The sequence below is a fragment of the Paenibacillus sp. JCM 10914 genome (genome assembly GCF_001315105.1).
Taxonomy (GTDB): domain Bacteria; phylum Bacillota; class Bacilli; order Paenibacillales; family Paenibacillaceae; genus Paenibacillus_AQ.
Genome location: NZ_BAZR01000001.1, coordinates 1 through 12,719, shown reverse-complemented (window position 1 = coordinate 12,719; position 12,719 = coordinate 1). Strand labels below are relative to the sequence as shown.

Here is a 12,719-nt window from a genome sequence, read left to right as displayed (position 1 = left end):
CATGTCGGACAAATGAATCGCTTCTTTCACCTGCAAGCCAAAAGGGACCTCTTCCATCAATCGAAAGAAGATCCCTTATATGCTGATATTGTCATATAATTCATCAACGCCGTAGCCTTCAAAGATAAAATGTCGTTGACTAGCTTATGGAGGGATGGAGTGCCTTCCTTCTCGTACTTGCTGTTCACACAATTCCAAATATCATCGGCGGTAACATACTCATATCCGATCAGGTGAAACTCCTCGACCTTGCTGGCACAGATCATTTCAATTGCACTCAACCATTCTGATTCATTCAAATATTCCGGCTCCATACCATTCCTCCTCCCGGCTGGTTTCTACATAAATTCGACCTGGTACACCTCATTCCCTCTATTCGTACCACGTCCCTTCTAAAAAGTAAAGTCATCAGATGGGACAGGTTAGGCATATTCATAAGAATAACGAACCTGTTACGTTGTCATTTCCAGTCTTAAATCAGGGAGTGGGTTTCACAGTGAATAAGCAAACATTTATCCAAGGGACGCTGATCTTGCTGGCCGCAGGTATATTAAACCGGCTGCTTGGCTTTATTCCCCGAATCGCCCTCCCCCGGATTATCGGGACTGAGGGAGTAGGTATTTACCAATTGGGTTACCCCTTTTTTATTGTGCTTGTCACCATAATTACGGGTGGGATCCCCCTGGCCATTGCCAAAATGGTCGCGGAAGCAGAAAGTGCGGGGAAGCCGGAAAAGTCACGGCATATTCTTCAAGTTAGCCTGCTCTTTGCCGTTACAGCCGGGGCTCTGTTTACCGTCCTAAGTCTGGCCCTTGCACCTTGGGTTACTTCGGTTCTGCTGCCGGACGAGCGTGTTTTTCAAACCTTTATCAGTATGACTCCCATGTTGATCATTATCGCGGTTTCGTCCGTGTACAGAGGCTATTTCCAAGGCAAGCAAAACATGATTCCTTCAGCAAGTTCGTCCGTTATCGAAACCATTGTCCGCATTGCTTGTATGTTGTGGTTCGCCTATCTGCTAATGCCCAAGGGCATTGCATATGGCGCAGCAGGAGCAATGCTAGGTACAGCCGTAGGGGAATTAATCGGTATGATCGCCATACTCGTGCAATATTACGGGGAGGGACGAGGAACGAAGCGACTCCTACCTAAACCGCAAACCCCTCCAGCGCCGGAGCAGCAGCAGGAGGGGTTGTCAGACAAGCTTCCGGAGCCAGGCATCCTAAAACGCCTGATCCGAATCGCTTTACCGGTTACGGGTGGTAAAATGGTAGGTTCTTTCTCCTATTTACTTGAAACCATTCTGACGAATCGAAGCCTCGCCCTAGCCGGGATTGCTACTTCCGTGGCAACGGCCCAATATGGAGCGCTTCAGGGCATGGTTATCCCCCTGTTACTGCTGCCCGGCGCATTGACGGTTTCACTGGCTATCTCACTCGTACCGTCCCTTTCCGAGGCAGCAGCACGCAATGACCGTGCAACGATCCATAAGCGAATGAATCAGTCTTTGCGGCTCGCCCTCGTATCTGGCGCTCCATTCGCGATCATCATGTACGTACTTGCCGAGCCACTCTGTCTGCTGCTGTATGACAATCAAGAAGTTGGGAGCTTGCTCAAGATGATGGCTCCATTCGCTCTGTTTCTTTATGTTCAGTCACCGTTACAAGCCGCCTTACAGGCGCTAGACCGACCTGGACGCGCGCTTACCAACACACTGATTGGTGCTGTGATCAAAATGGGACTCATCCTATACTTGGCTTCCAATCCGCTGTTTGGAATCAAAGGAGCCGTTATCGCAATTATCGTCAATAGCATGACAGTGACGTTGTTGCATGGGTTCAGTTTATCCAGGCTTATCGGGTTCCGTTTCCCGGCACTCGATTACGTCAAGATCGGTGCGGTGATGATCATCATGGGTGCCTGCACGCTGTACGGTTATCAGCATCTTCCGTTTAACGGCATTCCTTGGCTCCAGTTCTTGGTCTCCGCAACTGTTGGAATGCTGATTTATTTCGTTGTCATTTTCTTGACCAAACTTGTCGCTCCTCGGGACTTTGAGCGCGTTCCGGTTATTGGCATCTGGTTCAGCAGGTTTAACCGGCGTTAACTCCGGTCTTTGCGATCAACATAAATTCTTCCTCTATGATCGATTGAGCACAAGAATACATCTTTGAAATCTTTAACTCCATGCTGTTGAATTTCGTGCTTTAACCAGAAACGTGTCTTCTCGATAAGCTCTAAATTATCGTCCTGCACCTTACCATCCAGAATAAGCGGGATCGGAAGTCCCTCGTAGCTGATTTTGTGGTACGGTATGTTGACCTTAGTCTCAGACGAGGATGAACTTTCACCTTGCAGTCGGTCCGCTCTGGCGGGTTCTGCATCGCGTGGATCCTCTTCGGCTTGATTCCAATTCTCGTCGCGATCCCTGCGAATGACCGTGAGCTGGCCCGATGTTTCAAGAATCGCAAAATCAACATCTTCGATGCTGTCGATATCTTTACCTCGTAATTGCAGCATCAGATCATCGAGGTTGTATCGCTGCTTGGCCATCTCTCTACGATGCAGTTTGCCCCTGGATACGAGCACACTTGGCTTGCCTTCAGCAAGCAATCGTATACTGCGGTTTTTCAGGCTGATATAAGCAAGGCCCACTTGGATGGCAACCAATACTGCAATGGGAGCAAGCCCCTCCCAGATGGGTCTGTGGATATCTTCAATGACAAATACGGCAATCTCTGCGATCATGATCGAAATGACCAGATCAAAGATGGACAACTTTCCGATCTCCCTTTTACCCATGACTCTCATCGTAATAAAGATGACCACATACATCAGAATGGTCCGCAGAATCAGAATAGTCAGATGAGACACAAACAATCCCTCCTAGCTTGTCGAACATTCTCATGTACAGCTATTCTGACCTACGGCACTACTTCCCATTCGAACATCAAGAATAAATTAATGGTAATGGAGCTTAGTCAAGGAGGAATATGTCCAGTCTGTACTATTCGCACAGGCTTGGCCATACAATGTAAATAATCAAGATTATGTTTAGGGGGATGATTCATGGAACCGATTAGACGCGTATTCACCTTTAGAATAACCAACCCGATTCTTTCAGGACTCTTCTATTCCTTCTTCTGGATGTTTATCGGCGCATTCGCACTTTCACTTCTTCTATGGAGCAGCGGTTTGGCCGAAGATGACTTGTCGTTCTACACGTTTCTCGTACATGCCATAGCTTCGTTATTCGGCGGAATCGTGAGTGGCAAACGTGCGGGTAGTAAAGGTTGGTATTACGGATGTCTTACCGGTCTGTTATACGGCGTTACCCTACTCGTTATCGGTTTTCTCGCGTTGGACAGCTCCCTCTCCCTGTCGGATCTGACGCTGCTGGCAGTCGTCTTTGCAGCAGGAGCAATCGGTGGAATGTTTGGGGTTAATTTGAAGAAATAAACCGCTGCTGCTCCTTCAAATAGCAAAGGCTGGATCCCGATGGGGACCCAGCCTTTGCTGCCTGTTAGGCTATGTACGTCTACCGTACTTTAAGCATCTGCATTTACGCTATGACTAACCGAGCTGCGATCAAACGTCAGCTTCGTTACATCATTCACTTTGAGCACCACAATATCATCGGTAATCTCCGTGATCGTGCCATGAAGCCCTCCGATTGTGACCACTTTATCGCCTTTGGACAAAGCACTTAGCATTGCGTTTCTGGTCTTCTGTTTCTTCTGCTGTGGACGAATAAGCAGGAAATAGAAGATAACAAACATCAATACAAAAGGCAAAATCAATCCGATAATGCCACCTTGACTACCCGCATCAGCTGCGATATTAAAAGTTTCAAACATTTCTTTCCCCCCTTTCCAAGACTTATCATGATGGCCATGATCTTACTTTAAAACCCTTTTTTGTTATCGTGAAGGCCGTACTTATCAAAAAACTCGTCGCGGAAATCAAGCAGACGGTCTTCCATAATACTTTGACGCACATTACGCATCAGATTGAGCAAGAAATGCAGGTTATGATACGTCGTCAATCTCAAACCGAACGTCTCGTCACTCTTGATCAGATGGCGCAAATATGCACGTGAGTAGTTACGGCAAGTATAGCAGTCGCATTCCGGATCCAGCGGTCCGTAATCCCTGGCATATTGAGCATTTCGAACGACAAGACGGCCTTGACTTGTCATCGTTGTCCCGTTACGGGCTATCCGCGTCGGAAGCACGCAATCGAACATATCCACGCCACGAATCGAGCCTTCAATCAACGCATCGGGTGATCCGACTCCCATCAGGTAGCGAGGCTTATTGTTCGGCAGCAGGGGTACCGTGTAATCCAGCACTTCATACATGAGCTGCTTCGATTCTCCCACACTAAGTCCACCAATAGCATAACCCGGGAAATCCATGGAAGTCAAATCACGGGCACTCTGACGGCGTAAATCTTCGTGCATCCCCCCCTGAACGATTCCGAACAGCGCTTGATCCTCTGGTCTGGCGTGGCTCTTCAGACAACGCTCAGCCCAGCGCGACGTTCGCTCAGTAGATTGCTTTACATATTCATACTCCGCCGGAAATGGTGGGCATTCATCGAAGGCCATCATAATGTCCGAACCCAGCGAGTTCTGAATTTCCATCGCTACCTCTGGCGAAATAAACAACTTGTCGCCGTTCAGATGAGAGCGGAAATGCACGCCTTCCTCTGATATTTTTCTCATTTCTGCCAGACTAAATACCTGAAACCCACCACTATCCGTTAAGATCGGCCGATCCCAGTTCATGAACTTGTGCAGTCCACCTGCTTCCCGTACGATATCATGCCCAGGTCGCAAGAAGAGATGGTACGTATTACTGAGAATGATATGAGCGTCCATCGCCTTGAGTTCTTCCGGACTCATTGTCTTCACCGTAGCCAATGTGCCCACAGGCATAAAGGTCGGTGTCTCGATCACACCATGCGGGGTATGCACTCTGCCGAGCCTAGCGCCCGACTGCTTGCAAGTTTTTATATGTTCGTAAGTAACAGCTGCTGCCATTGTGATAACCAACCTCCGAAATTAATAGATAAACATCGCGTCGCCGAAACTGAAGAAACGGTACTCCTGTTCTACAGCTTCCTCGTACGCCTTCATAATATGCTCTCGTCCGGCCAGTGCACTCACCAGCATAACCAGCGTAGACTTCGGCAGATGAAAATTCGTAATCAACGCATCCACCACTGTAAATGCATAACCAGGATATATGAAAATGCCGGTCCACCCGCTGCTCTCGCGCAAAGCTCGCCATTCATCTGATTGCCAACTGTCTCCAGCGTTCTGCAGGACGTTGTACCGACCGCGATCACCCGGCCGCCTCTGTGTTTGGTCTCATTCAGCAAATCCGCGGTTTCTTGAGACAACGAATAATATTCCTCATGCATGACGTGATCCTCAACCTGCTCGACAGACATCGGACGGAACGTACCCAATCCTACATGCAGGGTAATAAACGCAATGTCGACACCCTTGCCCTTGATCTGATCCAGCAACTCCTCCGTAAAGTGAAGTCCTGCTGTCGGTGCTGCTGCAGACCCTTCATGACGGGCATAGACCGTCTGGTAACGATCTCGATCATCCAGCTTTTCCTTGATGTATGGCGGTAGCGGCATTTGACCCAGTTCATCGAGAATTTCCTGGAAGATGCCCTCATATGAAAAGAAAAGGGTGCGCGCACCCATATCTCCTTCTTCTTCGATCACGGCTCTTAATTTACCGTTACCAAACGTAATAACACTGCCCTTTCGCAGCTTCTTACCGGGTTTAACGAGCGCTTCCCAGCGATTATCTCCGAGACTCTTAAGCAGAAGCACCTCCGCTTTGGCACCAGTATCTTCCTTCTCGCCGAACAATCGGGCCGGGATCACCTTCGTATCGTTTAATACGAGCGTATCCCCGGAACGGAGGCTGCCTACGATATCAGCGAACGTCTGGTGTTGCATATCTCCGTTCTCCTTGTTCAGTGTCAGCAGTCTTGAGGAGCTTCGTTCCAATAAGGGGGTCTGCGCAATTAATTGTTCGGGTAACGCAAAATCATATAAATCCACATTCATATCGGTCAGTCCTTCGTAATAATCGTGTTGCGGTAATAGTGTTCGAGTATCTGCTTATAATCATACCCTTCGTCCGCCATTCCTTTGGCACCCCATTGGGACATGCCCAGACCATGGCCGAAGCCTTTACCGGTAAATTTAAAGCCGGATGAATTCTCGAGCGCCCGCGCTTTCCCATCGCCATTCAGTACGACGGTGCCAGCCCCTTTGACATTGCCTTTGCCACTGGCAGATATCACGGCTACGGTTTGTCCACCCGATACGCTAGTTGTTGCACCATTCGCGCTCAATACAGTATAACTTCCGGTCGGTTCAATATCAAACAAAGTGCTTGGCAATCCGTTAAAAGCGGACCGGTACATATCGGGATATCTCACATCCAGAACTTGACCGTTCGCTTTAACCGTAAGTGCACGCCCAGAAGGACCTCTCTCTGCAACCTCCAGCGATGAGATCACGGACGGAAGAGAGTTTGTCGTCTTTCCATTCAAAGAGCTCAGCAACTGTTCAGACGTAAAAGGACCACGAACCCATTCATAACTGTTGGATTCTGCTACCTTGTCCAGGATGACCGCCGTCTCCCCTGGGTTCAGCTTGGCAACAGGTTCGACAGCAGACTGTATCAGCGGCAATGGCCTTACATTCGTATCCTTCGCGGTTACGGTCAGATACCCCAGTCCAGCTGCAGTTTGATTGCCTGTCTCCTTGGCGTTATCCGCTCTCACATAGCTTGAACCCCGTTTGGTAGCAGCACATGATACCACTTGTTCAGTGACGCCTGTGCCGAGGCATCACCTGAACTCTGAACGGAGGTAAGTACATCATGCCGATTTCCCCAGATCTCGACCGCATCGGCTGTAATGCCCCCGCTATTCGATGAAAATACCGTCTCGACCAATCGGCCATCTTTCTTCACGACCTCCCCTTGAGTCGCATCGACTGCGGCAATTATACTATCGTATTCGTGCGATGTACCGTAGTAAGCCTGGCTTAATGTAGTGTCCACTACGTGGGCTACTTCGAATTTATTCCCCTGGAAGAGCGCGTAACTCCGTGCAGCTACCGCTTGTGCTTTCAAAGCCTCCGCTCCCCATGAGGACGGCACCTCGGCTCCCACAACCGAATATAGATACTGCTCCATCGGCAGCTCATTCACCAAATATAACTGGCCATTCTTCTGACCGACCTCGAATGACCCGCGATATGTACGTTCCGATCGTTCCTTGACCTGAATGCCTGAGCCGTTCCCGCTAAGCTGCAATGTAGACGATTCGCCGGAAAGCATATAATGCGACTGTTGCTTCGGGTTCACGAGATTGGAGCTGACATCAGTACGAATAATGAGGCCTGGTGTGCGTGGATCAACTTCGACTAGTCCACCGCCGGCAGTCCTCTGGATCTGTGCCAGTTCGGAGCGGCTGGCAGCTTCGCCTACCCATACCTCATAAGTTACACCAGTCCCTGTTGGTACCAGGACATTGAACGCATCTAATCCAGCCCCAACATATGCTGCCCGCGCCGATTCTGCTTGCGCTTCCGAGCCGTAGGCTCCGGCAGACAGATGCCATCCACCGCGAACCGTTGGGGTCTGTCCGTTCAGTTGAGCGGCCACGGCTGTTGTTGTTCTGGCGGCAGCATCGGAAGCAGCTTTATCAGAAGCATACATGCCCGTGTAGAGCTTATACACTTTGCCATCAGCAAAAACCATGGGCTTGTCACTCGTGGCCTGCAATTTTTTAGCAGCCTCGGATACAACACTCCAATCTGTTGTCTCAAGCACCTTGACCCGGTAAGAATCCACACTGAATCTTGTCGGCTGATTGGATGCGATTCTCAAGGCTTCTTGTCCGGTTCCAAATGAAGCTGTCATTGCATTACCGGAATGTAAGGTAATCGCGTTCGTTGTTGACCTGTACTGGCTTCCCAGATCCAGGAACATGGCCACGCGAATAGAATCAGTGCCTGCTGCCGCTATAGACGACATGGGGGTACTCCAAATGCTTCCGGCGACTGCTAATGCAAGCAGTCCTTTCATCGTGCTTCGGATCATTGATTTCGTCCAATTCCTATCCATTATACGTATTCCTCCTGTAGCTTGTAGGATATGATATGGGGTTAACCCCGAGCTTCGGGAAGCGGTATCCCCAGATGGTGATAGGCCGCCGGTGTTACGACACGCCCACGTGGCGTGCGTTGCAAGAAACCGATTTGCAGCAAGTATGGCTCATACACATCTTCAATCGTCTGGCTTTCCTCGCCGATCGTAGCCGCGATTGTATCGAGTCCAACCGGACCTCCGCGGAAGCTGCGAATCATCGCGCTTAACATCTTGTGGTCAATCAAATCCAGACCAACGGGATCGATCTGAAGCAATTTCAGGGCATCTTTCGCTATCGCAGGTGTAATCATCCCATCGCCTCTTACCTGAGCAAAGTCACGCACCCGCTTTAGTAAGCGGTTAGCAATGCGCGGCGTTCCGCGTGAACGCAAGGCGATTTCGTCAGAAGCCTCGCCTAATATTTCAATTTCAAGAATATCAGCGTTACGCGAGACAATATAACTTAATTCGTCCACCGTGTAGAACTCCAATCGACTGACAACACCGAATCGATCCCTTAATGGAGCTGATAGTAATCCTGCTCTGGTTGTCGCCCCGATTAAGGTAAACGGAGGCAGGTCGAGCCGGACCGATCGTGCGCTCGGCCCTTTTCCGATCATGATATCCAGCGCGAAATCCTCCATGGCGGGGTACATGACCTCTTCTACCGTCCGATGAAGGCGATGAATTTCATCAATAAACAGAACGTCGCCTTCCTGAAGATTCGTCAGCAAGGCAGCCAGGTCCCCCGGCCGTTCAATCGCAGGGCCTGATGTCGTTCGCAAGTTGACCCCGAGCTCGTTGGCGATGATATTCGCCAACGTGGTTTTACCGAGTCCCGGGGGACCGTACAACAGCACGTGGTCCAGCGCTTCCTTGCGCATTTTGGCCGCTTCTATATAAATTTTTAAATTCTCTTTGACTTGATTCTGTCCGATATACTCTGCCAGAAAACGAGGACGCAGGCTAAATTCAACCGCCTGATCCTCCATCATCAGATTCGCTGTAATGATTCGATCATCCATCCGTTTAATTCACTCCTCTTCTGCAGGCGATTTAACCGGCAAATAAATGCTGCAGTGCCCGTTTCATCAGTACGTCGACTGTGTCTCCACTTGCTGAAGAATCCTTCATCTTGATCCATACCTTATCCAGCTCACTATCTGTATATCCCAGTGCCTTCAAGCCCTCTCGTGCTTCGGACCATGCCGAGTCATCGTGCTGCTCCTCCATCTCATGAAGTGCGAACAACCCGGTATGAATAGCTGCATTCCCGAAGCCTTCGAGCTTGTCCTTCAAATCGAGGATCATACGCTGAGCCGTCTTCTTCCCAATTCCCGGCAGCTTCACAAGAAAAGAAATATTCTCTTGGTAGATAGCCGATACGACATGTTCGGGAGAACCGCCCCCAAGAATACCGAGCGCCACCCGCGGTCCAATTCCTGACACCTCAATCAATTTACGGAATAACTTTTGCTCATCCCGGCTCGGGAACCCAAACAGCAGAATAGCATCTTCACGTACGTGGTGGTGCGTGTATACCGTCACAACCCCTTCGGTCTTGGCAAAAGCATACGGGTTCGGGCAAAACACGCGATACCCTACTCCTTGAACATCAAGCACGATATACTCACTCTCTAAGTGAACGACCTGTCCACGTAAAAAATCAATCATTTTCGCAATACCTCGTTTAACTTGGAATTAAGTGTATAGGAGTGCGCATGGCATATCGCTACGGCTAAGGCATCCGCCACATCGTCCGGCTTAGGAACGCTCTGCAGCTTGAGAAACATTCGGACCATCTCCTGAACCTGCTTCTTCTCGGCCTTCCCGTAGCCCACGATGGCTTGCTTCACCTGCATGGGTGTATACTCAGCAATGGGAAGCCCCCGCTGCGCAGCCGCGAGAATGAGCACCCCTCTGGCTTGAGATACAGACATTGCCGTCGTTACGTTACGATTGAAAAACAATTTCTCGAAGGCGACAGCCTCCGGTTTATATTGATCAATAAGCTGAATCATACCATTATAGACGTGTTGAAGCCTCTCTTCATCCGGAGTATGGGCTTCTGTCTGAATGGATCCATATTGTACCGGGGTTACTTTACTGCCGACTTTATCAACGAAACCAAAGCCGACGATCGCAATACCCGGATCAATCCCTAAAATACGCAAAAATTATCTCTCCTCTGATGAAGCGAACATATGTATCGTTATCCCATTATAACAAAAGATCAGCCGTTCGTTGAGGAAAAAAAATAGCGGTACAGAACTTTGCTTCTGTACTCGCCATTTTATCGGAATGAGTTCATTCCATATTTAAGGATTTCGTTTCATTACATTCTCAGACATATCCCGCGCATAATCACTGAAAGTGGATAATACGCTGTTATACTCTTCAATGTCTTGTATACGAATGCCTTCCTCAAGCTGCTTGACAACATCCTGTGGCAGTGACGATTCCATCGAACCGACATCCAATTGAAAAAAAGTACGCAGCACCTTCTCTTCTTCCGGTGGTCCGTCAAACAACGTCAAATTCCCCTGCATATCGACGCTCATATAAGCTTGTCGCTTGCATGCAGGTGACAGATCGGATACGGTTTGCTCCAACCAGACATCACCATGATCATCAAATCGCCCCTGCCACAACGGATTACGATTCATCAATTCATAAACCCCGTCCGCGCTCAGGCGGCCCATATCCTGTTCTTCAACCCCACAGACATAGCTCGTGCGCAGATGAACGTTCTTCTTTGTCTTGGACTTATTCAACTGCTGCATAAAGGCGCGTTGTTGTTGGATACGATCTTCTTCTTTATCCTCTTCAATCTGAAGATAATTCATCGTTTCTACCGCCAAAGGTCTCTTATCTGTAGGACCGGTAAGCAGATGCTTCATCTGTTCTTTCATACTCTGACCAGACCATATGGCTACTCCGGCAAGCAGTAGAATGACGCATGTCCAAATCGCCCTTCTCCAGCGTCTCCAGCGTTTCTTGAACAACTTTTTCATGTAATGAAAACCACTCAAGGCAATCCCCTTCTATTCCAATGTTTTTCCTATTGTGACCAGGGATTTGCCAAATTATTCAGAAGGGATCATGCATTACCTCTATGAGGACAAATAGGTAAACATAAAGAAGACTGTTATCCATGATCGGATAACAGTCTTCTTATACAATCGGGATGACACGATTTGAACATGCGACCCCCTGGTCCCAAACCAGGTGCTCTACCAAGCTGAGCTACATCCCGTTAATATATGCCGGTGAAGGGACTCGAACCCCCACGGTTTCCCTCACGATTTTGAGTCGCGCGCGTCTGCCAATTCCGCCACACCGGCTTAATATAAAGTAAAGGCTATTTATTTTTTTAAGAAAATGGCACGCCCTGAGAGATTCGAACTCCCGACCTTTTGATTCGTAGTCAAACGCTCTATCCAGCTGAGCTAAGGGCGCATAATGGAGCGGACGACGGGAATCGAACCCGCGACCCTCGCCTTGGCAAGGCGATGCTCTACCGCTGAGCCACGTCCGCAATGAAAATATGTAGTTGCTTGGTTGCCATTCAATAAAAGGTGGTGAGCCATGAAGGACTCGAACCTTCGACACCCTGATTAAAAGTCAGGTGCTCTACCAACTGAGCTAATGGCTCTTATCAGAGTGAAACTAATAAGAATGGCGGGATACTCTCTCTTCGTTCGAGACTGCGAAGTCTAGACTAACGATGTGAATGCTCCGACGAACCCATTAATGGATTCTCATCCCTGGAGCTTGTAAAGAATGGCGGAACTGACGGGATTCGAACCCGCGATCTCCTGCGTGACAGGCAGGCATGTTAGGCCTCTACACCACAGTTCCATGAGGCAATATCGCAATAAGCGATATAAAATTGGTTGCGGGGGCAGGATTTGAACCTGCGACCTTCGGGTTATGAGCCCGACGAGCTACCGAACTGCTCCACCCCGCGTCATTAAAAGGGTTCTTCAAGTATTTTATGGTGGAGGCTGAGGGGTTCGAACCCCCGACCCTCTGCTTGTAAGGCAGATGCTCTCCCAGCTGAGCTAAGCTCCATATATATGCGTACTCTAGTTTAACGATAAAGTATGCTCCGACGAACCGTGGTGGTTCTCATCCCCAGAAGCAATGAAATTTATGGTGACCCGTAGGGGATTCGAACCCCTGTTACCTCCGTGAAAGGGAGGTGTCTTAACCCCTTGACCAACGGGCCATAAATGGCTCCCCGAACAGGACTCGAACCTGTGACAACTCGATTAACAGTCGAGTGCTCTACCAACTGAGCTATCAGGGAATATGTATCGCTTGGCGGCGTCCTACTCTCCCGGGACCCTTCGGTCCAAGTACCATCGGCGCTGGAAGGCTTAACGGTCGTGTTCGGTATGGGTACGCGTGGAACCCTTCCGCTATCGCCACCAAACGTATATCAGGATTCGGCATCGCCAAATGCCGTAATCACCCTCATTGCCTGTATAACTTGTACACCAGCAATTCAGTCTTGATCACC

The 12,719-nt window shown here is 49.2% G+C and carries 10 protein-coding genes, 10 tRNA genes, 1 rRNA gene and 2 pseudogenes; 2 read left to right on the top strand and 21 right to left on the bottom strand.

Annotated elements, in window-relative coordinates:
• Nucleotides 1-56 precede the first annotated feature (56 nt).
• Nucleotides 57-314 (bottom strand): post-transcriptional regulator, encoded by a 258-nt coding sequence (locus JCM10914_RS00115; RefSeq protein WP_023955948.1) that lies wholly within the window; start codon nt 312-314, stop codon nt 57-59.
• A gap of 182 nt (nt 315-496) precedes the next feature.
• Here JCM10914_RS00115 and spoVB point away from each other — a divergent pair, with 182 nt between their 5' ends.
• The gene (gene spoVB, locus JCM10914_RS00110) at nt 497-2,107 is read left to right on the top strand and encodes a stage V sporulation protein B (protein WP_023955946.1); all 1,611 of its coding nucleotides are present in this window, start codon (nt 497-499) and stop codon (nt 2,105-2,107) included.
• Here the strand turns inward: spoVB and JCM10914_RS00105 are convergent.
• Nucleotides 2,104-2,874 (bottom strand): DUF421 domain-containing protein, encoded by a 771-nt coding sequence (locus tag JCM10914_RS00105; RefSeq protein ID WP_023955944.1) that lies wholly within the window; start codon nt 2,872-2,874, stop codon nt 2,104-2,106. The two genes, spoVB and JCM10914_RS00105, sit on opposite strands and share 4 nt — an antisense overlap.
• 195 nt (nt 2,875-3,069) lie before the next feature.
• Between JCM10914_RS00105 and JCM10914_RS00100 the strand changes: the two genes are divergently transcribed.
• Nucleotides 3,070-3,459, top strand: a complete 390-nt coding sequence (locus tag JCM10914_RS00100) for a TIGR04086 family membrane protein (RefSeq protein ID WP_023955942.1) — start codon at nt 3,070-3,072, stop codon at nt 3,457-3,459.
• 89 nt (nt 3,460-3,548) lie between these two features.
• Here the strand turns inward: JCM10914_RS00100 and yajC are convergent, their stop codons facing one another.
• From yajC to rrf, 19 genes and pseudogenes are all read right to left on the bottom strand, one after another.
• Nucleotides 3,549-3,857: a preprotein translocase subunit YajC gene (gene yajC / locus JCM10914_RS00095; protein ID WP_023955939.1), complete on the bottom strand. Its 309-nt coding sequence runs from the start codon at nt 3,855-3,857 to the stop codon at nt 3,549-3,551.
• A gap of 47 nt (nt 3,858-3,904) precedes the next feature.
• Nucleotides 3,905-5,044 carry a tRNA guanosine(34) transglycosylase Tgt gene (gene tgt / locus JCM10914_RS00090; RefSeq protein ID WP_023955937.1) on the bottom strand — a complete coding sequence of 380 codons (1,140 nt, stop codon included), beginning with the start codon at nt 5,042-5,044 and terminating at the stop codon, nt 3,905-3,907.
• Between the two features lie 21 nt (nt 5,045-5,065).
• A pseudogene (queA, locus tag JCM10914_RS00085) lies at nt 5,066-6,096 on the bottom strand (tRNA preQ1(34) S-adenosylmethionine ribosyltransferase-isomerase QueA).
• Between the two features lie 5 nt (nt 6,097-6,101).
• Nucleotides 6,102-8,170, bottom strand: a pseudogene (locus tag JCM10914_RS00080) (SpoIID/LytB domain-containing protein).
• 41 nt (nt 8,171-8,211) lie between these two features.
• Nucleotides 8,212-9,219, bottom strand: a complete 1,008-nt coding sequence (gene ruvB, locus JCM10914_RS00075) for a Holliday junction branch migration DNA helicase RuvB (protein WP_023955927.1) — start codon at nt 9,217-9,219, stop codon at nt 8,212-8,214.
• 31 nt (nt 9,220-9,250) lie between these two features.
• Nucleotides 9,251-9,868, bottom strand: coding sequence for a Holliday junction branch migration protein RuvA (gene ruvA, locus JCM10914_RS00070; protein ID WP_023955925.1), 618 nt, complete (start codon nt 9,866-9,868; stop codon nt 9,251-9,253).
• On the bottom strand, nt 9,865-10,368 hold the full coding sequence (gene ruvC / locus JCM10914_RS00065; protein ID WP_023955923.1) for a crossover junction endodeoxyribonuclease RuvC: 504 nt from the start codon (nt 10,366-10,368) through the stop codon (nt 9,865-9,867). The genes ruvA and ruvC overlap by 4 nt, the downstream gene beginning before the upstream one ends.
• Nucleotides 10,369-10,512: 144 nt before the next feature.
• Nucleotides 10,513-11,226: a BofC C-terminal domain-containing protein gene (locus JCM10914_RS00060; protein ID WP_023955921.1), complete on the bottom strand. Its 714-nt coding sequence runs from the start codon at nt 11,224-11,226 to the stop codon at nt 10,513-10,515.
• 150 nt (nt 11,227-11,376) lie between these two features.
• Nucleotides 11,377-11,450: transfer RNA gene (locus tag JCM10914_RS00055), tRNA-Pro, on the bottom strand.
• Between the two features lie 8 nt (nt 11,451-11,458).
• Nucleotides 11,459-11,538: transfer RNA gene (locus tag JCM10914_RS00050), tRNA-Leu, on the bottom strand.
• Nucleotides 11,539-11,576: 38 nt separating this feature from the next.
• A tRNA-Arg gene (locus tag JCM10914_RS00045) sits at nt 11,577-11,653 on the bottom strand.
• Between the two features lie 4 nt (nt 11,654-11,657).
• Nucleotides 11,658-11,732 (bottom strand) — tRNA-Gly (locus JCM10914_RS00040).
• Between the two features lie 41 nt (nt 11,733-11,773).
• A tRNA-Lys gene (locus tag JCM10914_RS00035) sits at nt 11,774-11,849 on the bottom strand.
• Between the two features lie 129 nt (nt 11,850-11,978).
• Nucleotides 11,979-12,055 (bottom strand) — tRNA-Asp (locus tag JCM10914_RS00030).
• A gap of 32 nt (nt 12,056-12,087) precedes the next feature.
• Nucleotides 12,088-12,164, bottom strand: a tRNA-Met gene (locus tag JCM10914_RS00025).
• 28 nt (nt 12,165-12,192) lie between these two features.
• Nucleotides 12,193-12,267, bottom strand: a tRNA-Val gene (locus tag JCM10914_RS00020).
• An 83-nt stretch (nt 12,268-12,350) separates the two neighbouring features.
• Nucleotides 12,351-12,425: transfer RNA gene (locus JCM10914_RS00015), tRNA-Glu, on the bottom strand.
• 5 nt (nt 12,426-12,430) lie between these two features.
• A tRNA-Asn gene (locus JCM10914_RS00010) sits at nt 12,431-12,506 on the bottom strand.
• A 9-nt stretch (nt 12,507-12,515) separates the two neighbouring features.
• A 5S ribosomal RNA gene (rrf, locus tag JCM10914_RS00005) occupies nt 12,516-12,632 on the bottom strand.
• Between the last annotated feature and the right edge of the window lie 87 nt (nt 12,633-12,719).